This is a genomic window from Achromobacter sp. D10 (assembly GCF_035282245.1).
Taxonomy (GTDB): domain Bacteria; phylum Pseudomonadota; class Gammaproteobacteria; order Burkholderiales; family Burkholderiaceae_B; genus Achromobacter; species Achromobacter insolitus.
In genome coordinates this window covers 109716-134768 of sequence record NZ_JAYJLE010000002.1, presented here as the reverse complement: position 1 = coordinate 134768, position 25053 = coordinate 109716, and the positions used below count along the sequence as shown (strand labels likewise).

At 66.5% G+C, this 25053-nt stretch carries 24 protein-coding genes; 13 read left to right on the top strand and 11 right to left on the bottom strand.

Annotation, left to right across the window (positions count from 1 at the left end):
- Nucleotides 1-45: 45 nt before the first annotated feature.
- A complete protein-coding gene (locus VCS63_RS07455; RefSeq protein WP_082884712.1) occupies nt 46-684 on the bottom strand; it encodes a VTT domain-containing protein in 639 nt (212 codons plus the stop codon).
- 102 nt (nt 685-786) lie between these two features.
- Here VCS63_RS07455 and mutL point away from each other — a divergent pair, with 102 nt between their 5' ends.
- Together mutL and miaA are read left to right on the top strand one after the other, a co-directional pair.
- Nucleotides 787-2745: a DNA mismatch repair endonuclease MutL gene (mutL, locus tag VCS63_RS07450; protein WP_149065139.1), complete on the top strand. Its 1959-nt coding sequence runs from the start codon at nt 787-789 to the stop codon at nt 2743-2745.
- 2 nt (nt 2746-2747) lie between these two features.
- Entirely contained in the window at nt 2748-3716 is a 969-nt protein-coding gene (miaA, locus tag VCS63_RS07445) for a tRNA (adenosine(37)-N6)-dimethylallyltransferase MiaA (protein WP_042796483.1), read from the top strand.
- Nucleotides 3717-3816: 100 nt separating this feature from the next.
- On the opposite strand, the gene purM is transcribed toward miaA, so the two are convergent.
- On the bottom strand, nt 3817-4866 hold the full coding sequence (purM, locus tag VCS63_RS07440; protein ID WP_042796482.1) for a phosphoribosylformylglycinamidine cyclo-ligase: 1050 nt from the start codon (nt 4864-4866) through the stop codon (nt 3817-3819).
- A 429-nt stretch (nt 4867-5295) separates the two neighbouring features.
- Between purM and hda the strand changes: the two genes are divergently transcribed.
- Genes hda through VCS63_RS07420 form a run of 4 tightly spaced genes read left to right on the top strand, consistent with a single transcriptional unit; the run spans nt 5296 to nt 8548 of the window.
- The gene (gene hda / locus VCS63_RS07435; RefSeq protein WP_042796481.1) at nt 5296-5997 is read left to right on the top strand and encodes a DnaA regulatory inactivator Hda; all 702 of its coding nucleotides are present in this window, start codon (nt 5296-5298) and stop codon (nt 5995-5997) included.
- Nucleotides 5994-6692, top strand: a complete 699-nt coding sequence (locus VCS63_RS07430) for an HAD family hydrolase (protein WP_063642249.1) — start codon at nt 5994-5996, stop codon at nt 6690-6692. The genes hda and VCS63_RS07430 overlap by 4 nt, the downstream gene beginning before the upstream one ends.
- Complete coding sequence (gene pcnB / locus VCS63_RS07425) at nt 6693-8054, top strand: polynucleotide adenylyltransferase PcnB (RefSeq protein WP_149065140.1); 1362 nt, start codon at nt 6693-6695, stop codon at nt 8052-8054.
- A 2-nt stretch (nt 8055-8056) separates the two neighbouring features.
- Nucleotides 8057-8548 carry a 2-amino-4-hydroxy-6-hydroxymethyldihydropteridine diphosphokinase gene (locus VCS63_RS07420; RefSeq protein WP_149065141.1) on the top strand — a complete coding sequence of 164 codons (492 nt, stop codon included), beginning with the start codon at nt 8057-8059 and terminating at the stop codon, nt 8546-8548.
- Nucleotides 8549-8557: 9 nt separating this feature from the next.
- On the opposite strand, the gene VCS63_RS07415 is transcribed toward VCS63_RS07420, so the two are convergent.
- The 4 genes from VCS63_RS07415 to VCS63_RS07400 are packed head-to-tail and all read right to left on the bottom strand — an operon-like array spanning nt 8558 to nt 12356.
- Complete coding sequence (locus VCS63_RS07415; protein WP_076816194.1) at nt 8558-9454, bottom strand: sugar kinase; 897 nt, start codon at nt 9452-9454, stop codon at nt 8558-8560.
- Nucleotides 9455-9505: 51 nt separating this feature from the next.
- On the bottom strand, nt 9506-10339 hold the full coding sequence (locus VCS63_RS07410; protein ID WP_149065142.1) for an HpcH/HpaI aldolase/citrate lyase family protein: 834 nt from the start codon (nt 10337-10339) through the stop codon (nt 9506-9508).
- Nucleotides 10336-11529 carry a CaiB/BaiF CoA transferase family protein gene (locus tag VCS63_RS07405; protein ID WP_042796476.1) on the bottom strand — a complete coding sequence of 398 codons (1194 nt, stop codon included), beginning with the start codon at nt 11527-11529 and terminating at the stop codon, nt 10336-10338. The genes VCS63_RS07410 and VCS63_RS07405 overlap by 4 nt, the downstream gene beginning before the upstream one ends.
- Complete coding sequence (locus VCS63_RS07400) at nt 11526-12356, bottom strand: FAS1-like dehydratase domain-containing protein (protein WP_063642252.1); 831 nt, start codon at nt 12354-12356, stop codon at nt 11526-11528. Before VCS63_RS07400 ends, VCS63_RS07405 begins: the two co-directional genes overlap by 4 nt.
- Nucleotides 12357-12508: 152 nt before the next feature.
- Here VCS63_RS07400 and VCS63_RS07395 point away from each other — a divergent pair, with 152 nt between their 5' ends.
- Nucleotides 12509-13402: a LysR family transcriptional regulator gene (locus VCS63_RS07395; protein WP_149065143.1), complete on the top strand. Its 894-nt coding sequence runs from the start codon at nt 12509-12511 to the stop codon at nt 13400-13402.
- Nucleotides 13403-13425: 23 nt separating this feature from the next.
- Here the strand turns inward: VCS63_RS07395 and paaG are convergent, their stop codons facing one another.
- Genes paaG through VCS63_RS07380 form a run of 3 tightly spaced genes read right to left on the bottom strand, consistent with a single transcriptional unit; the run spans nt 13426 to nt 16587 of the window.
- On the bottom strand, nt 13426-14250 hold the full coding sequence (paaG, locus tag VCS63_RS07390) for a 2-(1,2-epoxy-1,2-dihydrophenyl)acetyl-CoA isomerase PaaG (RefSeq protein ID WP_063642253.1): 825 nt from the start codon (nt 14248-14250) through the stop codon (nt 13426-13428).
- Complete coding sequence (locus VCS63_RS07385) at nt 14247-15359, bottom strand: acyl-CoA dehydrogenase family protein (protein WP_149065144.1); 1113 nt, start codon at nt 15357-15359, stop codon at nt 14247-14249. Before VCS63_RS07385 ends, paaG begins: the two co-directional genes overlap by 4 nt.
- Before the next feature lie 37 nt (nt 15360-15396).
- Nucleotides 15397-16587: an acyl-CoA dehydrogenase family protein gene (locus VCS63_RS07380; protein ID WP_149065145.1), complete on the bottom strand. Its 1191-nt coding sequence runs from the start codon at nt 16585-16587 to the stop codon at nt 15397-15399.
- 197 nt (nt 16588-16784) lie between these two features.
- Between VCS63_RS07380 and VCS63_RS07375 the strand changes: the two genes are divergently transcribed.
- The 5 genes from VCS63_RS07375 to VCS63_RS07355 all read left to right on the top strand — a co-directional run bounded on the left by VCS63_RS07375 (nt 16785) and on the right by VCS63_RS07355 (nt 21927).
- Nucleotides 16785-17189 (top strand): Zn-ribbon domain-containing OB-fold protein, encoded by a 405-nt coding sequence (locus VCS63_RS07375; RefSeq protein WP_042797559.1) that lies wholly within the window; start codon nt 16785-16787, stop codon nt 17187-17189.
- The gene (locus VCS63_RS07370) at nt 17186-18358 is read left to right on the top strand and encodes a thiolase (RefSeq protein WP_042796472.1); all 1173 of its coding nucleotides are present in this window, start codon (nt 17186-17188) and stop codon (nt 18356-18358) included. The genes VCS63_RS07375 and VCS63_RS07370 overlap by 4 nt, the downstream gene beginning before the upstream one ends.
- Nucleotides 18359-18375: 17 nt before the next feature.
- Entirely contained in the window at nt 18376-19896 is a 1521-nt protein-coding gene (locus tag VCS63_RS07365) for a class I adenylate-forming enzyme family protein (protein ID WP_323879147.1), read from the top strand.
- Between the two features lie 74 nt (nt 19897-19970).
- A complete protein-coding gene (locus VCS63_RS07360) occupies nt 19971-20945 on the top strand; it encodes a tripartite tricarboxylate transporter substrate binding protein (RefSeq protein WP_323879144.1) in 975 nt (324 codons plus the stop codon).
- Between the two features lie 19 nt (nt 20946-20964).
- On the top strand, nt 20965-21927 hold the full coding sequence (locus tag VCS63_RS07355; RefSeq protein WP_323879142.1) for a nitronate monooxygenase family protein: 963 nt from the start codon (nt 20965-20967) through the stop codon (nt 21925-21927).
- Nucleotides 21928-21962: 35 nt separating this feature from the next.
- On the opposite strand, the gene VCS63_RS07350 is transcribed toward VCS63_RS07355, so the two are convergent.
- Together VCS63_RS07350 and VCS63_RS07345 are read right to left on the bottom strand one after the other, a co-directional pair.
- The gene (locus tag VCS63_RS07350; protein WP_323879140.1) at nt 21963-22958 is read right to left on the bottom strand and encodes a tripartite tricarboxylate transporter substrate binding protein; all 996 of its coding nucleotides are present in this window, start codon (nt 22956-22958) and stop codon (nt 21963-21965) included.
- Nucleotides 22959-23086: 128 nt separating this feature from the next.
- Complete coding sequence (locus tag VCS63_RS07345; protein WP_076816216.1) at nt 23087-23986, bottom strand: LysR family transcriptional regulator; 900 nt, start codon at nt 23984-23986, stop codon at nt 23087-23089.
- A gap of 151 nt (nt 23987-24137) precedes the next feature.
- Between VCS63_RS07345 and VCS63_RS07340 the strand changes: the two genes are divergently transcribed.
- Nucleotides 24138-25052 carry an SDR family NAD(P)-dependent oxidoreductase gene (locus tag VCS63_RS07340; RefSeq protein ID WP_063642256.1) on the top strand — a complete coding sequence of 305 codons (915 nt, stop codon included), beginning with the start codon at nt 24138-24140 and terminating at the stop codon, nt 25050-25052.
- Nucleotide 25053: the final 1 nt, after the last annotated feature.

Genomic DNA, 25053 nt, shown 5'->3' with positions numbered 1-25053 from the left:
TTGAATGGTCTGGAGTTTTTGCGGCGACACGCGCCGCCTCCGGTCTTACGCGCCGCGCCTGGCCTTGATCAGCTTGAACAGGCCGGCCCCGACCACCGGCACGATGGCGGCTGCCAGGCCCAGCAGCACTATCGTATTCAGGTGCTCACGCACCAGAGGGATGTTGCCGAAGAAGTAGCCCGCGGCCACCAGGCTCACCACCCACAGCAGCGCCCCCAGGATGTTGAACAGCTGGAAGCGGGACAACGGCATGTCGGCGACGCCCGCGACAAAAGGCGCAAAGGTACGCACCACCGGGATGAAGCGCGACATCACGATGGTCTTGCCGCCGTGCTTCTCGTAGAACGCGTGCGTGCGCATCAAGGCGCCGCGATCCAGGAAGCGCAGGTTCATCGAAAACACGCGCGGCCCGATATAGCGTCCGACGGCGTAGTTCACCGTGTTGCCGGTGATCGCCGCGACAATCAGCAGCCCCGCCATCAGGAAGGGGTCGATGTGCCCGGTGGCCCCGAACGCGCCCGCGATGAACAGCAGCGAATCGCCCGGCAAGAAGGGCAGCACGACCAGCCCCGTTTCCGCGAAAACAATCAGGAACAGCACCAGATACACCCACACGCCATACTGTTCGACCCAGACACCCAGTGTCTGATCGATGTGGAGCACCATATTGAAGAATTCGAGCATTGAAGCGACCCTGCCGTCGAAATGGGATATTTGTCCGCGACTATAGCCCACCCGCCCATGACGCTAAAATCATCCGCATAGCCATACCTGACCGCCAGCCACATGACCGAACGCCGCTCCATTCTTGCGCTTCCCGACCTGCTGATCAGCCAGATCGCCGCCGGCGAGGTGATCGAGCGGCCGGCATCAGTGCTCAAGGAAATCCTTGAAAACGCCATCGACGCGGGCGGGCGCGCGATCGAGGTGCGCCTGGAGGGCGGCGGCATACGCCGCATCGCCGTGACCGATGACGGCGGCGGCATCCCGCCCGAGGAACTGCCGCTTGCGCTGGCGCGCCACGCCACCAGCAAGATCCGCTCCCTGAACGAACTGGAATCGGTGGCATCCATGGGGTTCCGCGGCGAAGCCCTGGCGTCCATCGCGTCCGTGGCCCAGGTCACGATCATTTCCCGCACCCGCGACGGCGAACACGCCTGGCAGATCGATGCGGGCAGCATGCAGGTCAGCCCCGCGTCGGGTCCTCCGGGAACCACGGTGGACGTGCGCCAGCTGTTCGATGCCGTGCCGGCCCGCCGCAAGTTCCTGCGCTCCGAAGCCACCGAGTTCGGCCATTGCGTCGACGCCATGGAGCGCATCGCGCTGGCGCATCCGCAGATCGCCTTCCGCCTGTTCCACCACGACCGCGCGCAGCGCCAATGGCTGCCTGCCGAACCCCCGCAGCGCATCCGAGACGTGCTCGGCGCGGAGTTCGCCGAGCATGGCCTGCTGCTGTCGCACTCGGTTGGCACGGTCAGCCTGGCCGGCATGATCACGCGCCCCACCGCCGCCCGCGCCCGCGCTGACCGCCAGTATCTCTACGTGAACGGCCGCTATGTGCGCGATCGCACCGTCAGCCACGCCCTGCGCGCCGCCTACGCGGATGTGCTGCACGGCGACCGCCAGCCCGCTTACGTACTGTTCCTGGACATCGACCCGGCCGCCGTGGACGTGAACGTCCACCCGGCCAAACACGAGGTCCGCTTCCGCGACAGCGGCGCCGTGCACCGTTTCGTCTCTCATGCGGTCAGCCAGACGCTGGCGCAGACCGGCGGCGCATCCGCGGTGTCCGCCGCAACGCAGGACGATGAGGCGGATGAGGCCGGCTTTGAAACCGTGGCCCGGCCAGCCGCCACCGCCGAGGCCGCCCCGCAAGCCGCCCCCTACGCCCCTGCCGGCAGCCCTCGGGCCCTGGCGGACACGCCCAGGCCCGCCGCCTACAGCGGCGGCGGCAGTTCGTCGTCCTACGGCTTGCATCCCTCGCCCGCGCCACAGCGTCCGCACACGCAGGTGCCCTTCCGGCTTCACGCCGAACCGGCAGGCATCCCGGCCGCGGACTGGCAGTCGCTCTACCGCCCGCTCGATGACGACACGGCCGCCAAGACGACGCCGCTGCGTGAGCCCGCTCCGACGCCGGCCATGGCCCTGCCTGCCGACGAGGAACATCCGCTGGGCATGGCGCTGGCACAGCTGCATGGGATCTACATCCTCGCGCAGACACGCCGCGGCATCGTGCTTGTGGACATGCACGCCGCGCATGAGCGAGTCGTCTACGAACAACTCAAGCAGGCCCTGGACGCGCGCAGCCTGCCGCGTCAGGACCTGCTGGTGCCCGTGGTGTTCCACGCCCAGGAAAAGGACGTGGCGCTGGTCGAGGAGTTCGAAGATCAGTTGAACGAACTCGGCTTCGAAATGCGGCCGTCCGGGCCCACCTCGATCGCCGTGCGCTCCGTGCCGGCCATCCTGGCCCGCGGCGACATCGAAACGCTGGCCCGCGCCGTGCTGCGCGACCTTGGCGCGGTGGGCGTTTCGCGCCTGCTGACCGAACAACGCAATGAACTGCTGTCCACCATGGCCTGCCACGGATCGGTGCGCGCCAACCGCAAGCTCACCATCGAAGAGATGAACGGCCTGCTGCGCCAGATGGAAGCCACCGAACGCGCCGACCAGTGCAACCACGGCCGTCCCACCTGGATCCAATGGTCGGTGTCCGACCTGGACAAGCTTTTCCTGCGCGGACAGTAAGCTTGGCTCCGTCCTCCTCCCCCAATGCAACGCCGCTGGTCATCTGCCTGGCCGGCCCCACCGCGGCCGGCAAGAGCGCATCGACCCTCGCGCTGGCCGAACGCTGGCCGCTGGAAATCGTCAACGTCGATTCGGCCACGATCTACCGCGGCATGGACATCGGCACGGCCAAGCCCTCGCCCGAGGAGCAGGCTCTGGTGCCGCAGCACCTGCTGGATATCCTGGACCCCATCCAGTCGTACTCCGCCGCCGAATTCGTGGCCGATGCGCTGCGCCTGATCGACGAAATCCGCGCGCGCGGGCGCATTCCGCTGCTGGCGGGCGGCACCATGATGTACTACAAGGCGCTGCGCGACGGCCTGGATGATCTGCCGCAGGCCGACCCGGCGCTGCGCGCCGAGCTGGAAGCGCGCGCCGCCATCCAGGGTTGGCCCGCGCTGCATGCCGAACTCGCCTTGAAGGATCCTGCCACCGCTGCGCGCCTCGCCCCCAACGACAGCCAGCGCATCCAGCGCGCGCTGGAGATCTGCATGCTGTCCGGCCAACCCATGTCCGCCCTGCTGCAGCGCGACCAGCGCCCCCGGGACGACCAGGGTAATCAGTACCTCACGATCAGCCTGGAACCGTCCGACCGCGCCGCCTTGCATGCCCGGATCGAGCAGCGCTTCGACGCGATGCTGGAGCGGGGCCTGCTCGATGAAGTGCGGACCTTGCGCGCCCGGGGCGACCTGCACACCGGCCTGCCCTCCGTGCGTTGCGTGGGCTACCGGCAGATGTGGGCATACCTGGACGGCGAAGTCGACCTGGCCACCGCCCGCGAACAGGGCATTGCGGCGACGCGCCAGCTGGCCAAGCGCCAGATCACCTGGCTGCGTGCGCAACCCGAGCGCGTCATTGTGGACTGCCTGGCGGCGGACGCCGTGGCGCAGACCATCGACGCGATGGCCAACGCGCTGGCGGGGCGCGCCTGAACAACCGCAGCCAGATTGCGGTGCCAAAGGCCGGACGTTAAAAGCCAGACAAAAAAACCGCCACGAGGGCGGTTTGTGTACTGCCGAGGACGGACCGCGCTTACACCACGAAGGTCTGCGCCATGCCTTCCTTCTGCTCGACGATTTCGCCCAGCATGCTGACGGTTTCGCCTTGTTCGCGCAGCGTGGCCGCAATGGCTTGCGCCTGCGCCGGATCCACCACCAGCACCATGCCGATACCGCAGTTGAACACGCGGTACATCTCGGTGTCTTCCACCTGGCCTTGCTGCTGCAGCCACTGGAACAGCTTGGGCATCTCCCAGTTGGCGCGGTGCAACTTGGCCGAAAGGCCAGGCTGAAGGATGCGCGGCACGTTGTCCAGCAGGCCGCCACCCGTGATGTGCGCCAGGCCCTTGATGCTGGTGCCATGCTTGGCCAATGCGGCCAGCACCTGCTTCACGTAGATGCGGGTCGGCGCCATGACCACATCGACCAGCGGCTGGCCGTGGAAATCGTCGTCCGGCTTGGCGTTGGCGCGCTCGAGGATTTTGCGCAGCAGCGAATAGCCATTGGAGTGCGCGCCGCTGGAAGCCAGGCCCAGCACCACGTCGCCCGTCTTGATCGACTGACCGGTGATGATGGCGGACTTCTCCACCGCGCCCACGGCGAAACCGGCCAGGTCGTATTCGCCGTCCGGATACATACCCGGCATTTCGGCGGTTTCGCCGCCGATCAGCGCGCAGCCCGACAGCTCGCAGCCCTTGGCGATACCGCCCACCACCGCCGCCGCCGTATCCACCGAGAGCTTGCCGCAGCCGAAATAGTCAAGGAAGAACAGCGGTTCCGCGCCTTGCACCAGGATGTCGTTGACGCTCATGGCGACCAGATCGATACCCACGGTGTCATGGCGGTTCCAGTCGAAGGCCAGGCGCAGCTTGGTGCCCACGCCGTCGGTGCCCGAGACCAGCACGGGCTCCTTGTACGACTTCGGCACTTCGAACAGGCCGCCAAAGCCGCCGATACCGGCCAGCACCCCGGGACGCATGGTGCGCGCCGCAAGCGGTTTGATACGGTCCACCAGGGCGTCGCCTGCGTCGATGTCGACACCGGCATCGCGGTAGGTCATAGGGGCGGTAGGTTGATTCGTCATGAGAAATGCCGTGGGATATGTAACAATTGCTGGGATTTTGGTGGAACGCCCTGCATTTTACGATGTTGCGGGCCCAAGCAGGGATCGCCCCCGCCGCCGGGCCGCCAAAACGGCCCGGCGGGGACGGCTCCGGCCCGTCCCGCCGAGGGCCGGAACGCGACACCCGGGCCCCAGGTGGTTTAAAGTGTAGGGTTGGCCGGTATTGATTTTGGCGAGTCTGGCGGTTCAATCCGGGGATCCCGCCAAAAGCGGGCATCAACCCCCGAGGATTCAACCCCCCCGAGGATTCAACCCCCCCGAGGGTTCATCCCCCCGAGGGTTCAAACCCGCTGGAACCCCAGCCCGGCCATACCCGCCCTGATTTTGCTGTATTGATCCGTAGTTGTTGACCTGTACTGCCCGCCTCGTTTCGGCACTCCGTAAGCTCCCATGAACCGCCAGCTGCTGCTCGACGTTCTCCCCGCGCCAGCGCCATCGCTGAACAACTATATCGCCGGCCCCAACGGGGAAGCGCTGGCGGCGGTGCGCGCGCTGCTGCCGGGCCGCGCCCTGTATATCTGGGGCGCCGCGGGCTGCGGCCGCACCCATTTGCTGCGCGCGCTGACCGCCCGCTCCGACGCCGTCTACATCGACGCCGCCAATGGCGAGAACATGCTGCGCCGCCTGGCCGAAGCCGACTCCAAGTCGCCGATGCCCAAGTTCGTGGCGGTCGACGACGTGCACCGCATGAATGACAGCCGCCAGGCCGCCCTGTTTGCGCTCTACAACCGGTGGCGCGAATCCGCCGCCACCGGCCGCGCCTTTGCGCTGGCGCTAGCAGGAGACCGCGCCCCCCTGTCGATGCCGCTGCGCGAGGACCTGCGCACGCGGCTGGGCTGGGACCTGGTGTTCCGCCTGGACCCGCTGTCGGACGCCGACAAGCTGGCGGCCCTGTCTGCCCAGGCGGCCGAGCGCGGCATGCACCTGGCGCCGGAAATCATCAACTGGATGCTCACGCACCACGAGCGCGACATCCGCAAGCTGGCGGCGCTGATCGACGCGCTGGACCGTTATTCCCTGGCCACCGGCCGTCCCATCACCCTGCCTTTGCTGCGGGCCATGCTCGCAGACCCTGATTCACAACGCACATGACCTCCCGACGTCTCGCCCTGTTCGACCTGGATCACACCCTGTTGCCGCTGGATAGCGACTATCAATGGGCCGACTATCTGGCACGCACGGGCCGCGCGGGGGATCCTGCCGAAGCCCGCCGCCAGAACGACGACCTGATGGATCGCTACAACCGCGGCGAGCTCACCGCGGAACAAGCCGCCGAATTCATGCTCGGCCTGCTGGCCGCGCACACGCCCTACGACCTGGCTGCCTGGCACGAAAACTTCATGGAAGAGGTGATCCGCCCATCCATGACGCCCGCCGCGCGCGACCTGGTGCAATCCCACCTGGAAGCCGGCGACCTGTGCGCGGTGGTCACGGCCACCAACAGCTTTGTCACCGCCCCCATCGCACGCGCCTTCGGCGTGCCCCACCTTGTGGCGACCGACGCGGAATACCTGCGCGGACGCTATACCGGCCGTATCCTGGGCACGCCCAGTTTCAAGGAAGGCAAGGTGGTGCGTGTCAACGATTGGCTCGCCGGCATGGGATTGGGGCTTGCGGATTTTCCCGAATCGTTTTTCTATAGCGATTCGGTGAACGATGTGCCGCTGCTGGAGAAAGTGACCCGCCCGATCGCAGCCAACCCCAGCCCCACCCTGCGCGGTATCGCCCAGGAACGCGGCTGGCAAGTGATCGACTTGTTCGACCACATGGAAGATTCGAAGTCCTAAATGATCACTGAAACCATAAGAAAATTCGTCGGCCGACTGTTCGCGCCGGCAGTCCGGGGGCCGTTGCGCATCACGCGCGACAAACACGGCATCGACCGCCGCAATGTCTCGCGCCATGCGATCAAGGTCTGCGAAGTTCTGCGCCAGCATGGCTATGAGGCCTACATCGTGGGCGGCGCCGTGCGCGACCTGATCGTGGGGCTGGAGCCCAAGGACTTCGACGTGGCTACCAACGCCACGCCCGAACAGATCCGCCCGCTGTTCCGCCGCGCCCGCATCATCGGCCGCCGCTTCCAGCTGGTGCATGTGGTCTTCGGCCAGGAAATCATCGAAACCTCCACCTTCCGCGCTCCGGCCTCGGAAGACCAGGAAACCGACGAACACGGGCGCATCCTGCGCGACAACGTGTTCGGTTCGCACGAAGAAGACGCGGCCCGCCGCGACTTCACCATGAACGCGCTGTACTACGACCCGCACAGCGAGGAAGTCATCGACTTCCACAACGGCGTGGCCGACCTGAAAAAGCGCCAGGTCCGCATCATCGGCGACCCCGTCAAGCGTTACCGCGAAGACCCGGTCCGCATGCTGCGCGCCGTGCGCTTCGCCGCCAAGCTCAACGGCACGATAGACCCGTCCACGCGCCAGCCCATCAGCACCATGGCCGAGCTCATCGAGAACGTGCCGGCTTCGCGCCTGTTCGATGAAATGCTCAAGCTGCTGACCTGCGGCCATGCCATGGACTGCCTGCGCCAGCTGCGCGCCGACGGCCTGCACAAGGGCCTGCTGCCTTTGCTGGACGTGGTGCTGGAACAGCCTGGCGGCGAACACTTCGTCGAGCTGGCGCTTGAACGCACCGACGCACGCGTGCGCTCGGGCAAAACCATCAGCCCCAGCTTCCTGTTCGCCGCGTTGCTGTGGCAACAGGTGGAGGCGCGCTGGAAGCAATTGCGCGCCCAAGGCGAACACACCATCCCCGCGCTGTCGCAGGCTGCCGATTCGGTATTGGACGAACAGACCGAAAAACTCGCTATCCAGCGACGCTTCTCGTCGGACATGCGTGAAATCTGGTTCATGCAGCCGCGCTTCGAGCGCCGTATGGGCAAGACCATCTACCGCATGATCGAACAGCCGCGTTTCCGCGCCGCCTGCGACTTTCTGCAGCTGCGCGCCGCGGCCGGAGAATTCGACAGCGTGCTGGCGCAATGGTGGATGGACCTGGCCAACGCCGACGACGTCACCCGCGCCGAGATGATCGAGGAAGTCGCCCGCCAACCGCGCGATGCCGGAGATGCGCCTTCCGCCCCCCGCAAGCGCCGCCGTCCGCGCCGTTCGCCGTCGCGCAACACGCCCAGCGCCGGCTAACCATGCCTTCCACATTGGTCCGCGCCTACGTCGGCCTGGGCGCCAACCTGGGCGACGGCGCAGCCACCCTGCGCCAGGTACTGACCGAATTGCAGTCAACCGAGGGCATCACGGCGGTAACCGCCTCGCCCTTCTACCGCAGCGCGCCGGTGGAAGCCACCGGCCCGGACTTCGTCAACGCGGTGGCGGCACTGGACACGCAACTGGCGCCGCTGGCCCTGCTGGATGCGCTGCAGGCCCTGGAAAACCAGCATGGCCGCCAACGCCCCTACAAGAACGCGCCGCGTACGCTGGACCTGGACTTGCTGCTGTATGGCGACACCATGCTGAACCATGAACGGCTGGTGCTGCCCCACCCCCGCATGCACCTGCGCGCCTTCGTGCTGCTGCCCTTGCGCGACCTGGCGCCCGGACTGACGCTGCAAGGCGAACCGATCGATGACTGGATAGGCGCAATCCGCGACCAGCCCATCGAACGAATCTCCAGCAGCTAGGGCGAGCGCTTATTCCTTGGGCGCGAAGGCCATCATCGCGCGTTCCACGTCCTCGACCCGCGGCAGGCCCGCTTCATTGCCCAGATGCTGGATCTTGTGGGCCGATGCCGCGCGCGCGAACGTGAAATGTTCCGCCCAGGGCAGGTCCGGACGATTTAGGTAGGACCAGACGTAGGCACCGTGGAACACGTCTCCGGCGCCGGAGGTATCGACGATGCAGGAAGCCGGCACGTCCAGCGAAGGAAGCACATCCACTTTTCCGGTTTCGTCGTACCAGAGCATGCCGCGCTCGCCCATGGTGACGGCGCCTATGCGGCACCCACGAGCCTTGAGCAGATCCAGCAGCCCTTGCGCAGAGAGCCCGAGCTGTTCGCACAGGCGCTCCGCGCAGACCGCCACGTCGATGTAGCGCAGCAGTTCGTCGGTGTTCTCGCGCAGCCCTCCTCCATCCAGCGAGGTCAGCACTCCGGCCTGCCTGCACGCCTGCGCGTAATGCATGGCGGCGTCGGGCTGATGGCCGTCCAGGTGCAATGCGCGGTATGCGCCGATGTCCAGCCGCGGAAAATCATTCTGGTAGTCCACGTCGCGCGCGCGCACGATGGCGCGCTTGCCATGATTGGGCATGATGAAGGACAGGGACGAACGGCTCACCTTGCGCGCGTGCAGCGACACGCCATGCGCCGCCGCCATGTCGGTATACATGTGCCCCAGCCAGTCCGAAGCCAGCGAGCAGATCAGCTCAGGCGGCGTGCCCAGCCGCGCGCAGGCGAACGCGGCCGTCACTGCGTTGCCACCGAAGGACACGGCGTAGTCGCGGGCCACGCTTTTTTCGTCGCCCGTGGGCCATTCGTCCGCCAGCACGGTGACGTCGATGTAGGTATGTCCGATGAAGAGCGCTTCGCCCATAGACCTGCCGCAGTGAAGTGATCGATGCCGGAGCGGGCCAGTTGGAGGCCCCTAGACGCCGGTGGTTTCTCCCGCCCGCGCCAACACCAGCCGGGCGCGCGCAATGACGGGCGCGTCGACCATCTTGCCGTCCAGCATGAAGGTGCCCGCGGAAGTGTCGCGGTGCGTGGCGATGACTCGGCGCGCCCAGGCCAGTTCCTGTGCCGCAGGCACGAAGGCCGCGTGGATTACGGGAACCTGCGCGGGATGGATGCACAGCATGCCACCGAACCCCATCTGCTGCGCGCGGCTGGCGGCTAGCGCCAGGCCGGCCTGATCCTGGACGCCCGGGAACACGCCATCCAGCGCGGGCGGCAGGCCGGCGGCGCGGCTGTGCAGCAGCACCTGTACCCGCGCCTGGTCCAGCACGGTGGCGGCGCCCGGGGTATCGGGCGTCAGACCCATGTCCAGGGCGTAGTCCAGGCTGCCGAAGGCCAGGCGCTCGACGCCCGGCGTGCCGGCGACTTCACCGGCGTTGAGGATGCCCTGGGCGGTTTCCAGGATGGGAATCACCCGCAGGCCCGCCTGGACCACGTGCCGCACCTGCGCCAGGCTTTCGGCCTTGGGCAGCAGCACGCCGGCAACCCCAAGCTTGCCGCGGCATGCCTTAAGGTCGTCATCGTGCCAGGAAGTGGAAGCATCGTTGATCCGCACCCACAGCCGGACCCCCGGGTTCGTCCCCAGGAAATCGCACAGCGCTTCCCGGGCGGAGGCCTTGGCCAGATGCTCGACCGCGTCTTCCAGATCGACGATGACAGCGTCGGCTGCGGCGGCCAACGCCTTGGGAATGCGTTCGGGGCGCGACGCCGGCACAAACAGCGCGGTACGGACAACGGGATGCGTCACACGACCTCCGATGCATGGAATTGCGCCACCTGATCGGGCGCGTATCCCAATGATGCTAGCACCGCATCCGTGTTTTGGCCCACTGCGGGCACGGGCGCCATGCGCGGCGCAAAGGCGTTGCTGCTGGCCGGCGGCAGCAAGGCGGGCAATTCGCCCGCGGGGCTGTCGACGCGGCTCCAGCGGCCACGGGCCTGCAGCTGCGGGTGAGCCCACACACCAGCCATGTCGTTGACACGCGCATTGGCGATCTGCGCGTCCTCCAGCCGCTGCGTCACCTGTTCGATGGACAGGTCTGCGAACGCGGCCACGATCAACGCCCGCAGGTCATCGCGGTTGGCGGTGCGCAGCGAATTGGAAATGAACCGCGGATCTTCCGCGAGCTCGGCCTGGCGCAGCACCTGCGCGCAAAACACGCGCCATTCGCGTTCATTCTGCAGGCCCAGCATGATGGTGGCGCCACCACCCACGGGGAATGGACCGTAGGGGTAGATGGACGCGTGGGCCGCGCCCGCGCGCACGGGCGGCGTGGCGCCCTCGAACGCGTAATACATGGGAAACCCCATCCACTCGACCATGCTCTCCAGCATGGAGACGTCCAGGCGGCTGCCCAAGCCGGTTTTCTGGCGCAGCAACAAGGCGTTCAGGATCGCGGAATAGGCATACATGCCAGCCGAGATATCGGCTATGGAGCAGCCGGCCTTGACCGGATCGTCCTTGGTGCCGGTCACCGACAGGAAGCCGCTTTCGCTCTGGATCAGCAGGTCGTAAGCCTTTTTGTCCTGGTAGGGACCGCCCTCGCCGTAGCCCGAAATGTCGCAGACGATCAGGCGCGGATACTTTTTGTGCAAGGCGTCAAAAGACAGGCCCAGGCGCGCGGCAGCGCCCGGCGCCAGGTTCTGCACCAGCACGTCGGCGGTTTCAAGCAGGCGTTCCATGATGCCGCCCGCCTCCTCGCGCTTGAGGTCCAGCGTCAGGCTTTCCTTGGAGCGGTTGGTCCAGACGAAATGCGAGGACAGGCCGCGCACGCGCTCGTCATAGCCGCGGGCGAAGTCGCCGCCGCCAGGACGTTCGATCTTGATGACGCGCGCGCCCATGTCCGCCAGCTGGCGGGTGCAGAACGGCGCCGCGATGGCGTGCTCCAGGCTGACGACGGTGATGCCGTCCAGGGGACGGGGGGCCTCTGTGCTCATTCGGTAAACCTCAGTTCGGCTTGGTGGGCCAGCGTGCCGTCCTGCTCAGCCCACAACTGGGCCACGCCCGGCTCGGTCAAGCGGCCGGCCACCTGGAAGGGCGTGGGCGAAATCAGCGGGCGCAAGCCGCGATATGAAAGGTGCGTCAGGCGCGCCGCGGGGTGGGCGCGGGTAAACGCGGCGACCATTTCCGTGGCGATGAGCGGGCCGTGCACCACCAGGCCGGGATAGCCCTCGGTGCCGGTCACGTAGGGATGGTCGTAGTGAATACGGTGGCCGTTGAAGGTCACGGCCGAATAGCGGAACAGCAGCACGGAAGAGGGTTCGACGGTGTCGCGCCACTGCGCTTGCGGCGCGGGTTCGCTGCCAGTGAGCTTGGGTGGCGTCGGCTGGCGGTAGACGATGTCCTGTTCTTCGTGGATGGCCACTTCGCCCTCCTGGCGGTACTCGTGGCGCACCGTCACGAATAGCAATGCGCCGGTGCGTCCCGTCTTCTCTTTGACGTCGATCACGGTGGATTCGCGTTCAGCGGGCACGCCGACCTTCAGCGGCCGGCGGAACTCGACCCTGCCGCCCGCCCACATGCGGTTGCGGTCCTGGGCCGGCGGCAGGAAACCTCCGCGGGCGGGGTGGCCATCCGTCCCCAGTCCGTCCATATCCACCGCGGAGATGAAGAACGCCCATTGCCACAACGGCGGCAAGGCATCGCCCTGGCCCGGCACGGGGCCGCCCAGGGTGGCCGCGATGCGCGCGGCATGGCCGGGATCCATGGCGTCCGCCTTGCGTTCACCGCTGCCGATCCACGCGGCCGGATCTGTAGATGTCATGCCGATATCCTCTGCTGGGGTTTTTACAGCCTGAAGCATGCCCGCAAGCCGTCCCCCTTGTGAATTCGTTTTTGCTCAAGGCGGGGTTTGCCCCGCCTGAATCGACCGGCCCGGCCTCCCGGTGCGCCGTCCCGCGCCGTAATATATGGCCCATGCACTTCGACCTCGCCGACCTACGCCTGTTCATCCACATCGCCGAATCCCCCAGCCTGACTCAGGCTGCCAAACGGGCGCACCTGTCCCTGGCAGCCGTCAGCGTGCGCATCAAGGCGCTGGAGAACCAGCTCAACTCCCGCCTGCTGTACCGCGACAGCCGCGGCGTGGAAATCACGCCCGCCGGCCAGAAACTGCTGCAGCATGCGCGGGTCATCATGCGCCAGGTGGATCACCTGAAACATGACTTCCAGGAGCAGGCCGACGGCGATGCGGGCCATATCCGCATCTTCGCCAATACCACCGCGGTGACGGAATTCATGCCGGACATCCTGGCGCACTTCCTGTCCGGGCACCCCGGCGTCACCGTGGACCTGCAGGAACGCCTGACCCGCGACATCGTGCGCGGCGTGCTGGATGGCACCACCGACCTGGGCATCGTGGCCGGCCCGGTCGACGCGCCCGAATTGCAGACCATCCATTTCAGCACCGACAAGCTGGTGCTGGTGGTGCCCAATGGACATCCGCTGCAAGACCAGGCAAAGATCAAGTTGGCCGAGGCCGTGCGCTATCCCTTCATCACCATGCACGAAGGCTCCACGCTGGTCGCATTCCTGCGCGACCAGCTGGAACAGGTTGGGCAACGCCTGCCTCAGCGCATCCAGCTCTACAGTTTCGATTCGATCTGCCGGATGGTGCAGGCGGGAGTCGGCGTGGGCGTCATACCCGACTCCGCCGCGCGGCGCTATGGCTCTGACATGAAACTGCGCGTGGTCGAGCTGGACGAGCCCTGGGTAGTGCGCGAACGCAAGCTGCTGGTGCGCGACATCGACGCCCTGCCGGGCTGCGCTCGCGAACTCATCGAACAGATCCAGGCTGCGCGGACTCCCTGAACTCGAAGCGTCGCCAGCGCCATTCAGGTGCCGGTGAATGCCGGCGCGCGTTTTTGCGCGAACGCCCGCATGCCTTCCAGGTAGTCGTCGGTGTAGCCCAGCTCACGCTGCAAACGGCATTCCAGGTCGAACTGCTGCGCCAGCGTGTTGCCGCTGGAGGCGTGCAGCGCAGTCTTGGTGGCCGCGTAGGCGCGGGTGGGCCCGGCCGCCAGCGTGTCGGCGACCTCCGCCAAAGTGTCGGCCAGCGCGCCATCCGGCACCACCCGCCAGATCAGCCCCCACGCTTCCGCCTGCCTGGCGCTGAGCGCTTCGCCGAACAACGCGGCGCCCATCGCTCTTGCTGATCCCACGAGGCGCGGCAGGAACCAGGTGCCGCCGGCATCCGGCAGCAGGCCAATCTTGCTGAAAGCCTGCACGAAGCGCGCCGACTCCACCGCAAATACCACGTCGCAGGCAAGCGCCAGGCTGGCGCCCGCGCCGGCGGCGACGCCGTTCATCATGCACACCACCGGCACCGGCAGCGCATGCAGCCGGCTGATGAGGGGCCGATAGCATTTCTCCAGGATCAGGCTCAGATCGCGGCGCGAGCCGTCTTCGGCGGGCTTGCGCTCGCCGAGGTCCTGTCCCGCGCAAAACCCGCGTCCCGCGCCCGTGATGATGAGGCCTCGAAGCCCGCTATCGGCTTCCAAGACATCCAATGCGCGAGCCAGCTCCGCATGCATGACTTCCGTGAAACTATTCAGCCGGTCAGGCCGGTTCAGCGTGATGACGCCCACGCCCCGTTCCAGGGTGAAGCGGATCTGTGTATAGCCCCCGCCGACCGCTTGCGCTGCTGCCGCCGCGTTCATGCCACTTCCTCCAGCACGGCCAGTTGTTCGGCGCTATCGCCCAGCAGCTGATCCACAATAGTGAGCCGCTTGAAGTAATCGCCCACCTCCAGCTCGTCAGTCATGCCCATGCCGCCATGCAGCTGCACCGCCATCTGCGCTACCAGGCGCCCGGCGCGCGCGGCTTCCAGCTTGGCCGAGGCGATCATGCGGCGGCGCTGCGCCGTATCGGTTTCGGTCAGGGCCGCCACCGCCACATAAGCCATGGACAAGGCCAGTTCCTTGGCCACCAGCATTTCCGCCAAGCGATGCTGCAAGGCCTGGAACGACGCCAGCGGCTGCCCGAACTGCTTGCGCGCCTTCAGGTAGTCGACGGTGATCTCCAGCAGCCGCTCCATCGCGCCTGCCGCGTGCGCGCAAAGCGCGGCCGTGCCCCAATGCAGGGCCTGCGCCAACGCCCCCTCCGCCGCGGCGCCTTCGGCAAGCAAGGCATCAGGCGGCAGGCTGACTGCATCCAGATCCAGCCGCGCGCAACGCGCGCCGTCCAGCGTGGGCGTATCGGTAACCTGCACCCCCGCCGCATCAGCCGGCACGGCGAGCAGCAAGGTCTGCCCGTCATCGCCGCGCGCGCTCAGCAACCAGGCCGTGGCAGCTCCACCGTGCCAGACCAGATGTTTGACGCCGTCCAACCGCCAGCCTTCGGCGGTCCTGGCCGCGCGACAGTCGCGCGGATCGACGTCATAGCGGCGGCCGGGTTCCTGATACGCCACGCTGACGATGGCATCGCCCGAGGCGATCGCGGGCAGCCAGAGGCCACGCGTCTCCCCGCCGCAGGCCTCGAGCAGCGCCGCGCCCATGACCGCGCTGGGAATGACCGGTTCCGAAACCAATCCGCGCCCCAGTTCCACGTGGACTGGCAGCAGGCTGGCAGGCACTTCGCCAAAACCGCCAAAATCCTGTGGGATGGTCAGGCCCAGCACGCCCAGTTCCGCCAGCGCGGCCCAGGCGTCGGCATCCAGCCTGCCCGCCGCCTGGCGCGCGCGGCGGCGGGAATGCGTCCACTCCTGATCCACCAGGCGGCGCAGGCTGTCGGCCAGCATGCGCTGTTCTTCGGTATAGATGAAATCCATGCGTCGTCTTCCTGTCGGGGTTGCGCGGGAACGGGGCCTACAGGCCCAACACCAGGCGGGCGATGATGCCCTTCTGCACTTCGGTGGTGCCGCCATAGATCGAGGTCTTGCGCATATCGGCATAGCCCGCGCCGGCCGCGGCTGCCATTTCCGGTCCGGGACCGCTGTAGCCGTTGTCAGCCTGCAGCCAGTCGGGGTCATAGGGCCAGGCGTCGGGCCCCGCGACTTCCATCTGCAACATGGCCAGGTCCTGCTGGATCTCGGAGCCCCGGATCTTCAATACGGAAGCTTCCGGTCCGGGCGTGCCATCGTTGCTGGACGCCACGCGCAACAACAGCATTTCCAGGGCCATGATGTCTACCTCGATGCGCGATATGCGATCGCGAAACCGGCTGTCTGCCAACAAGGGCCTGCCGCGGGAATTCGCCCGCGCGGCCATATGCTTGAGCACGCCTAGTTCGCGATGGCAATGACCCAGGCCCGCGATGCCCGTGCGTTCGTGGCCCAGCAGGTACTTGGCATAGGTCCAGCCCTGGTTCTCCACCCCCACCAGATTGGCCGCCGGTACGCGCACGTTTTCCAACCAGACCTCGTTCACGTCGTGCCCGCCATCCAGCGTGCGGATCGGCCGCACGGTCACGCCGGGAGACTGCATGTCCAGCAGCAACATCGAAATACCGCGCTGCGCGCGGGCCTCGGGATCGGTGCGGACCAGACAGAACATCCAGTCGGCATACTGTGCCAGCGTGGTCCAGGTTTTTTGTCCGTTGACGATGTAGGTGTCGCCGTCGCGCACCGCACGGGTGGAGAGCGAAGCCAGATCGGATCCGGACCCCGGCTCGGAATAGCCTTGGCACCACCAGTCCTCCACGCGGATGATGCGCGGCAATAGACGCGCCTGCTGCTCGGCGCTGCCGTACTTCATCAAGACCGGACCGATCATGGACAGGCCGAACGGCAACAGGCGCGGCGCGCCGGCCTTGAAGCATTCGACCTCGAAGATCAGCCGCTGCAAGGCGTTCCAACCGGTGCCGCCGTGCTCCACCGGCCAGTTCGGCGCGCCCCAGCCCCGGTCGGCCAGGATGTTGTGCCAGCGCACGTAGTCGTCGCGTTCCAGGCGCTGGTGTCGCAGCACTTTGTCGCGTATGTCCTGCGGCAGCTTGTCCGTCGCGAAGGCGCGCACTTCTTCGCGGAATTGGCGCTCTTGCGGCGTCCAGGTCAGGTTCATGGTCGGGCTCCTTTTGCCAGTATCTAGCCACGGGCCGGCACGCCCGGCAATCTGCCTCTTCCGAAGACGGGCTTCGCGCTGGACGTAGGGCACCCCACTACGGACGGACGGAAGCCCTGCTTCAGCAATGAAGAATGGCCGAACGCACCGCCAGTGCCGACACTTGCAAGCGTCATCCACTGGAACCCCTACGCATCATGACCGTTCCCGACTTCACGGACACCGCGCCGCAAGGCGCCGAGGCGCAATACCGCCAGGCGCTGGACCAAGGCCGTTTCCTCATCCAGCATTGCGCCGGCTGCAACCGCCCGGTGTTCTATCCCCGCATGATCTGCCCCCATTGCGGCGCGGATGATCTGACCTGGATCGAGCCCGACGGACGCGGCGCGGTCTACTCCACCACCGTGGTGCGCCGCAAGCCCGAGGCGGGGGGAGACTACAACGTCGCGCTGATCGACCTGCGGGAAGGCGTCAGGCTGATGAGCCGCGTGGAAGGCGTGGCGCCTGACGCCGTGCACATCGGCATGGCGGTGCGCGCCCAGGTAGCGCTGCAGGACGGCCGAGGCCTTGTGGTCTTCGTTCCCACCAAGGAGGCGCCATGAAGCTTAACGATCTGCGAGGCGCCGTTGCCGTGGCGGGCGTGGGCCACGCGGGCCTGGGCCAGGCCCCGGGCCATACCGAAATGGAAATTCTCGTTCAGGCAGCGCAGCGTGCCGTGGCGGACGCCGGCCTGAGCATGCGGGATATAGACGGCATCTGCACCGCCAGCGTGGCGGCCCCGATGTGGGCCATGCCGGTCATCGAGCACCTGGGCATCCGCCCTGCCTTCATCGACAGCACCATGCTGGGCGGATCCAGCTTCGTCGCGCACCTGCTGCCCGCGCTGCATGCGCTGGCGTCCGGCCAATGCAATGCGGTGCTTGTCTGCTATGGCAGCACGCAGCGCACTTCCACCCTGAGCCGTGCCGAGATCGGCCGGGTCCGCAAGCAGTTCGATCCGCAGCCGTATGAAACCCCCTACGACCCGCTGAGCCCGCTGTCGTCCTACGCACTGGCGGCCGCGCGCCACATGCACCAATACGGCACCCGTCGCGAGGACTTGGCGCAAGTGGCGCTGGCGGCCAACCAATGGGCCCAGCTGAATCCCGAAGCGCAACTGCGTGAACCGGCGACGTTGGAGCAGATCCTCTCGGCCCGCATGGTGTCCGACCCCCTGAGCGTGCGCGATTGCTGCCTGGTCACCGATGGGGCCGGCGCGTATGTGCTGGTGCGCGCCGAACGCGCCCGCGACCTGCCGCGCCCGCCGGTCTATGTGCTGGGCAACGCCACTGCCGTCTGGAACCGCCAGATCTCGTCCATGGAGGACCTGACCGTCACCGCCGCCGCCGAGTCCGGCGCTCGGGCGTTCGGCATGGCGGGGGTGTCGCCCAAGGACATCGACGTGGTGGAGTTGTACGACGCCTTCACCATCAACACGTTGCTGTTCCTGGAAGACCTGGGTTTCTGCGCCAAGGGCGAAAGCAAGGATTTCATCGCCAACGGCGCCATCGCCCCGGGTGGAACCCTGCCTGTCAACACCAACGGCGGCGGCCTGTGCTGCGTGCACCCCGGCATGTACGGCGTTTTCATCATGATCGAAGCCGTGCGGCAGTTGCGCGGCGAATGCGGCGCCCGTCAGATCGCCGATGCGCACCTGGCGCTGGTGCATGGCAACGGCGGCACCCTGTCCAGCCAATCCACCGCAATCCTCGGCACCCAGGCCACGCTTTGAACGACGCAATCGCTACCATGTCCCCGGCCACTCCCCTCACCCGCATTCATCACCTGCTGGCGCAGCAAGCCGGCCAACGGCCCGACGCCACCTTTCTGCATGAAGAAGGCGGAGGCAAGCTGAGCTACGCGCAATTCTGGCGGCGTGTGCAGGCCGCTGCGGCCTGGCTCGACCAGCAGGGCGTGCAGCCCGGGCACCGCGTGCTGATCGCTGGTGAAAACTGCACCGCAATGATCGCGGCACTGTTTGCCTGCAGCCTGGCGGGCGCCTGGCCGGTGGGCGTGAACGCACGCCTGTCGCCGCGTGAGCTCGACACCATCCGCGACCATGCCCGGCCCGAACTGCTGCTCTACACCAGCGGCATTTCCGCCGCCGCTGCCGCACACGCGGCGCATGCGGGCGCCACGGATGCCGACCCCGAGGTCTGGGGACCCGGCCTGCAGGCCGCAAGGGCGGCCAGTCCCACGCAGCCCGAGGCAGGCGATACCGCGGCCGAAGTGGCAACCGTGATCTACACCTCCGGCACCACCGGCGCGCCCAAAGGAGTGCTGGTACCGCACCGCGGCCTGCTGCATTTCGCGCGCGTATCAGCAGCGTCGCGCCGCCTGACGCCGCAGGACATCGGCTACGCCGCGCTCCCCATGTCCCATATTTTCGGCATCGCCACCGTGTTGATGGCCACCGTGCACGCGGGTGCCAGCCTGGTGTTGCGCAGCCGCTTCGATGCGGCGGATGCCTTCAAGGCACTGGCCCATCCGGGCGTCAGCATCCTGCAGGGCGTGCCCACCATGTTCAGCCGGATGATGGCCATGGCGCCGCCGCGCGCGGAGCTGCGGGCCCCGGCCCTGCGTTACCTGTATACCGGCGGCGCCGCGCTGGACCCGACGCTCAAGCGCGAGACCGAACGCTACTTTGGGGTGGCCATGCACCACGGCTATGGCATCACCGAGTATGCGGGCTCGATGTTCGTCACCCGGATCGACGCGCCCCGAGACGACTGCTCGGCCGGCCATGCGGTGGACGGCGTGGAACTGCGCATCGGCAATCCCGACAACGGCACGCCCGCACCTGGCGAACGCGGCGACATCCTGATCCGGGGCCCTGGCGTCATGCTGGGCTACTACCGCAACCCCGAACAGACCGCGCAGGCCCTTTTGCCTGGCGGCTGGCTCAACACAGGCGACATCGGATACCTCGACGAACAAGGCGCTCTGTTCATCGCCGGCCGTTCCAAGGACCTGATCATCCGCTCCGGCTTCAACGTCTATCCGTTGGAAGTCGAATCGGTCATCAATGCGTTCCCCGGCGTGCGCCTGTCGGCCGTGGTGGGCCGCCCCACCGCAGACCAGAACGAAGAGGTCATCGCCTTCGTCGAGCCTTTGCCCGGCGCCACGGTGGACACCAATCTGCTGATGCTGCATCTGCGCGCACAGTTGGCCCCCTACAAACGGCCCGCTCGCATCATCCCCATTGAAACCATTCCCACGACCATCAGCGGCAAGATCCTCAAGCAGCCGCTGAAAGAAAGGCTGGCGTAGCCGCGGCCAGTTGCTCCGCTGCACGACCCGCTACTAGGGCCTGGACAGGCCCTGAACCACAAGGAGACAACAGCGTGAACATCAAGACCCTGCTCGCCGCGGCCATTGCCGCCACCACCTTCGCCGCGGCCTCAAGCGCCCACGCGGATGCCTATCCCGAACGCCCCATCCGGTTGCTGGTGGGCTATGCCCCCGGCGGTCCCGTGGACACCACCGCCCGCGTCTTCGCCAAGTATCTGGGCGACAAGCTGGGCCAATCCGTCGTGGTCGAGAACCGCGCCGGCGCCAGCGGCATGATCGCATCGGATGCCACCGCCAAGGCGTCGCCCGACGGCTACATGCTGGGCTTTGCGGCCAGCCCCACGCTCACCATGTCTCCGCTGGTCCAGCGGAGCACGCTATTCGATCCGCGCAGAGATTTCTCGCTGATCGGGCTGGTCGTGGACTATGCCAATGTCCTGCTGATCGGCCCGCAGATTCCCGCAAGCAACGTCACCGAACTCGTCACCTACGCGCGCGCCCATCCCGATGCCGTGTCGTTCGGCTCCGCCGGCATCGGTGCCTCCAACCACCTGTCGGCGGAGCTTCTGAAAAAGCAGGCGGAAGCGCCCATGCTGCACGTCCCTTACCGCGGCAACTCGCCAGCCATGGTGGACGTGATCAGCGGCAAGATCACGTTCATGTTCGACATCACCAGCACCGCCATCCCCTTCGTCAAGAGCGGCAAGGCCCGCGCCCTGGCCGTCACGTCCAAAACCCGCAATCCCGAACTGCCCGACGTGCCCACCATGATCGAAGCCGGCATGAAAGACTACGAGGTCGTGGGTTGGTATGCGCTGGTGGGGCCGAAGAAGCTGCCCGATGCGGTGGCAGCGCGACTGACCCGCGCGCTGCAAGAGGTTTCCAGCGATCCAGCCTTCCGCCAAGCCATGACCGACGGCGGCTACACCATCAACACGGGCGACTCCAAGGCATTGCAGGCGCGCATCGACCGCGAATACGCCTTGTGGTCCGACGTCATCCAAAGCGCCAACATCCAGGCCAATTGAGAATCACCGGAGCATCCAGATGAGTCCCCCGCTCGCGCTGCACGCCCAGACCCGCCTGCCCGTCATCGGCGCTCCCATGTTCCTGGTCTCGGGGCCGGACCTGGTGGTGGCGCAGTGCGCGGCGGGAATCATCGGCACATTTCCCTCGCTCAATGCCCGTCCCCAGGAGCAGCTGCACGATTGGCTGACGCGCATAGAATCGGGGCTGGCCGCCAGACGCCAAGCGGACCCCGCGGCCAGGATTGCGCCCTATGGAGTCAACCTGATCGTTCACCCCAGCAATCCACGCTGGCAGGGCGATCTGGCCATCTGCGCAGAACGTCGCGTGCCGTTGCTCATTACTTCGCTGCATGCGCCTGAAGCAGTGGTGAAGGCCGCGCATGGCTACGGAGGGCTGGTATTCCATGACGTCACGAACGTGCGGCACGCCAAGCGCGCGCTGGACGCCGGGGTCGACGGCCTGATCCTGGTGGCCGCGGGCGCGGGCGGCCATGCGGGGCAGATCAACCCGATCGCCCTGGTCAACGAGATCCGCGCGTTCTACGACGGACCACTGGCGCTGTCCGGCTGCATCAGCCACGGCAAGGACATCCTGGCGGCGCAGGTGCTGGGCTGCGACTTCGCCTACATGGGCACGCGCTTCATCGCCACGCAGGAATCGCTGGCCGGCGATGGGTACCGCGAAATGGTGCTGCAGGCCCAGGCGGGCGACGTCACCTATACACCCTACTTCTCCGGCGTGCCTGCCAACTACCTGTCGGCCAGCATCCAGGCGGCTGGCCTGGATCCTCATGTACTCGCAAAATGCAACGAAGCGCCCCCCGCGAACATGGACAAGAGTTCACGGCCCAAGGCCTGGAAGGACGTGTGGAGCGCGGGCCAGGGCGTGGGCGCGGCGCAGGAAGTGCTGCCCACCGCCATGCTGGTGGATCAGCTGGAATCCGAGTACCGGGCAGCCCGAGAGGGCTTGCGCCGGCTCTAGGGCCCGTGCAACGCGCCATGTGGCGCGAACAGGGCCTAATCCAGCTTGATGTTGGCCGCCTTGATGACATCGCGCCACTTCGCGATTTCGTCGCGCACGAACTCCCCGAACTGCTCGGGCGTGCCGGGCTTGGGCTCGGCGCCCGCGGCAATCATGCCCTGGGCAGTGGCCGCATCCGACAGCACCTTCACCAGGTCCGCGTTCACGCGTTTGACGATGTCGGGCGGCGTGCCCTTGGGCGCCATGACTCCGCTCCATGAATACGCTTCGTAGCCCGGCAGGCCGGATTCGGCGATGGTCGGCACATCGGGCAGCATGCTCGAGCGCGCGGGGTTGCCCACGCCCAGCGCTCGCACCTTGCCGCCCTTGAGATGCGGCACGGCCGAAGGGCCGTCAGCGAACATCACCTGCACCTGTCCGCCCAGCAGGTCCTGCATGGCGGGCGCGCTACCCCGATAGGGAACATGCTGGATGCGCACGCCGGCCATGGCGTTGAAGAGTTCGCCGGCCAGATGCGTGCCGCCCCCCGTTCCTGAAGAACTGAACGACAGCTTGCCCGGATTCGCGCGCGCGTAGGCGATCAGTTCGCTCACCGAATTCACGGGCAGCGCCGCGTTCACTACCAGCACGATGGGGAAGACCGCCGCCATGCCGACCGGCACGAAATCGCGGGTGATGTCGTAGCTGAGATTGGCGCGCAGACTGGGCAGCACGGCATGATGGATGGAAGCAAAGAAGAAGTTGTAGCCGTCTGGCTCGGACTTGGCCGCGAACTGTGCGCCCACGATGCCGCCAGCGCCCGACTTGTTGTCCACGACCGTGGGCACCGACCACAATTGTCCCAGCGGCTGCGTGGTAAAGCGCGCCGTCGTGTCCACCGGACCGCCGGCGGGAAATGGCACGATGAAGTTCACGGCGTGCGCAGGCCAGGCCGCGGCCCGGGCAAGCGTAGGGAACAGCATAGGCATCGCGGCTGCGGCGCACGCAGCGCCCAGCCCCGCAACGGCGCGGCGGCGTAGTAGATCGGTCACGGCAGTCTCCTGGTTCTCGGTTTTATCGGTCGCCAAGCCCGAGGACTGCTGCCCGGCGCCTTTTTTATTATTTTCCGAACCGGCGGAACCGCCGCTACATATTTGCAAAAGCCCCTCTTCCGGGCTTGCTATAGGCCGCGCGCGGCGCGCTGCACATGCTCGATGAAGCACTCCGCGAAACTGGGCAGATCACGCCCCCGTTGGCGGCACAACAGGCGGTCACGCAGCGCCCAGGGGTCTTCCAGTTTCAGCACATGCAGCGCATCCGGACGGCTGTAGCGCGCGGCGCAGGCCCGCGGCACCACTGCAATCCCCGCGCCTGCCTCCACCATCCGGCACACAGCCTCGAAGCTGCCTACGTGCACACGCTGGCAGATCCGCTTGCCCAGGCCGCTGGCGATGTCTTCCAGGAAGGTCTGGATGGCGCTGTCGGGATGGATGCCCACGAATTGATAGGCATCCAGCAGATCGGCGAAATGCGCGGACTCGGACGCTGCCAGCGGATGCTCGAGCGAGGTGACCACGGTGAGCTCGTCGCGGAACAGCGGCGTGACGTCCAGGCCGGACACATCGATATTGCCCGCCACCAGCCCAAGGTCGCCCGCGCCAGCGCGTATCGCAATCACGATATCGCCAGATATTTTTTCTTCGAGCTCCACGTCCACGTCAGGGTTTTCCGCAAGAAACGTGGACAACGCATCAGCCAGGAATGAGTTGGTGGCCGTGGTGTTGGCCAACAGACGCAAGCGACCCTTCAAGCCGCTGGCATAGGGTTGCAGGTCCGCATTCAGGCATTCAAGTTGGCGGAATACCGCGTTCGCGTGCTTGAGCAGCACTTCGCCGGCCGGCGTCAATGCGACGCCCGTGGCCATGCGCACCAGCAGCCTGGCCTTGAAGGCCTCTTCCATGTTCTTCACCCGCGCGCTTGCCGCCGGCAAGGAAAGGAAGGTGCGTTCTGCAGCCCGGGTCAGATTGAGTGTTTCCCCCACGTTCAGAAACAAACGCAGGTCGGTCAGATCGTGTCTCATGTTCCACCACGCAGAAGGGGGGCATTTCTAATTTTGAATTCTTCACATGCCTTGTCGAATCTACCATGGTGCATCCCCTCAAACCAGACCGTTTGATGCGGAACTGTTTTCCACATACGGCGCTCGCGCCGCAGCACAGGAGTCAGCTTCAATGAGCGGCATCGTTTCCGGAAAAGTGGTGATCGTTACCGGCGCGGGAGGCGGCATCGGCCGCAGCATCGCGCTAGCCATGGCGCAGGCCGGGGCCAAAGTGGTCGTGAATGACATCGGCGTGTCGCTCACTGGTGAAGGTGGCGCGCAAGGCCCTGCACAGGCCGTCGTCAAGGAGATCGTCGCGGCCGGCGGGCAAGCGGTGGCAAACACCGACAGCGTGGCCGCTTACGACAGCGCCAGCCGCTGCGTGCAGACGGCAATCGATGCCTTCGGCCGCATCGATGCCGTGGTCAACAATGCCGGAAATCTGCGCGACCGGGTTTTCCACAAGATGAGCGAAGAAGAATGGAGCCAGGTGCTGGGCGTGCACTTGAACGGGTCCTTCTTCATGAGCCGCGCCGCCGCGCCCTACTTCCGCGAACAGGAGTCCGGCGCATTCGTCCACATGACTTCCACTTCCGGCCTGATCGGGAATTTCGGCCAGGCCAACTATGCGGCGGCCAAGCTGGGCATCGTGGCCTTGTCGAAATCCATCGCGCTGGACATGGCGCGCTACAACGTGCGCTCCAACTGCATCGCGCCGTTTGCCTGGAGCCGCATGACGAGTTCCATTCCCGCCGAGACGGACGAAGAAAAGGCCCGCGTCGAAAAGCTGAAGAAGATGGAAGCGGGCAAGGTCGCCCCCATGGCCGTCTACCTCGCCAGCGACGCCGCCAGCGAAGTCACCGCGCAGATCTTCGCGGTGCGCGCCAACGAGATCATGCTGATGAGCCAGCCGCGCCCGTTGCGTACGGTGCATCACGGCGAAGGCTGGACCCCCGAACGCATTGCCGAGATCGCCGTGCCTGCCATGCGCAAGCACTTCTATGCGTTGGAGCGTTCGCCCGACGTGATCGATTGGGACCCCATCTGAG

Bases quoted from the DNA above. Each gene is read 5' to 3' on its own strand.
- VCS63_RS07455 (WP_082884712.1), bottom strand. From the start codon at position 684: ATGCTCGAATTCTTCAATATGGTGCTCCACATCGATCAGACACTGGGT.
- mutL (WP_149065139.1), top strand. From the start codon at position 787: ATGACCGAACGCCGCTCCATTCTTGCGCTTCCCGACCTGCTGATCAGC.
- purM (WP_042796482.1), bottom strand. From the start codon at position 4,866: ATGACGAATCAACCTACCGCCCCTATGACCTACCGCGATGCCGGTGTC.
- hda (WP_042796481.1), top strand. From the start codon at position 5,296: ATGAACCGCCAGCTGCTGCTCGACGTTCTCCCCGCGCCAGCGCCATCG.
- VCS63_RS07430 (WP_063642249.1), top strand. From the start codon at position 5,994: ATGACCTCCCGACGTCTCGCCCTGTTCGACCTGGATCACACCCTGTTG.
- pcnB (WP_149065140.1), top strand. From the start codon at position 6,693: ATGATCACTGAAACCATAAGAAAATTCGTCGGCCGACTGTTCGCGCCG.
- VCS63_RS07420 (WP_149065141.1), top strand. From the start codon at position 8,057: ATGCCTTCCACATTGGTCCGCGCCTACGTCGGCCTGGGCGCCAACCTG.
- VCS63_RS07415 (WP_076816194.1), bottom strand. From the start codon at position 9,454: ATGGGCGAAGCGCTCTTCATCGGACATACCTACATCGACGTCACCGTG.
- VCS63_RS07405 (WP_042796476.1), bottom strand. From the start codon at position 11,529: ATGAGCACAGAGGCCCCCCGTCCCCTGGACGGCATCACCGTCGTCAGC.
- VCS63_RS07400 (WP_063642252.1), bottom strand. From the start codon at position 12,356: ATGACATCTACAGATCCGGCCGCGTGGATCGGCAGCGGTGAACGCAAG.
- VCS63_RS07395 (WP_149065143.1), top strand. From the start codon at position 12,509: ATGCACTTCGACCTCGCCGACCTACGCCTGTTCATCCACATCGCCGAA.
- paaG (WP_063642253.1), bottom strand. From the start codon at position 14,250: ATGAACGCGGCGGCAGCAGCGCAAGCGGTCGGCGGGGGCTATACACAG.
- VCS63_RS07385 (WP_149065144.1), bottom strand. From the start codon at position 15,359: ATGGATTTCATCTATACCGAAGAACAGCGCATGCTGGCCGACAGCCTG.
- VCS63_RS07380 (WP_149065145.1), bottom strand. From the start codon at position 16,587: ATGAACCTGACCTGGACGCCGCAAGAGCGCCAATTCCGCGAAGAAGTG.
- VCS63_RS07375 (WP_042797559.1), top strand. From the start codon at position 16,785: ATGACCGTTCCCGACTTCACGGACACCGCGCCGCAAGGCGCCGAGGCG.
- VCS63_RS07370 (WP_042796472.1), top strand. From the start codon at position 17,186: ATGAAGCTTAACGATCTGCGAGGCGCCGTTGCCGTGGCGGGCGTGGGC.
- VCS63_RS07365 (WP_323879147.1), top strand. From the start codon at position 18,376: ATGTCCCCGGCCACTCCCCTCACCCGCATTCATCACCTGCTGGCGCAG.
- VCS63_RS07355 (WP_323879142.1), top strand. From the start codon at position 20,965: ATGAGTCCCCCGCTCGCGCTGCACGCCCAGACCCGCCTGCCCGTCATC.
- VCS63_RS07345 (WP_076816216.1), bottom strand. From the start codon at position 23,986: ATGAGACACGATCTGACCGACCTGCGTTTGTTTCTGAACGTGGGGGAA.
- VCS63_RS07340 (WP_063642256.1), top strand. From the start codon at position 24,138: ATGAGCGGCATCGTTTCCGGAAAAGTGGTGATCGTTACCGGCGCGGGA.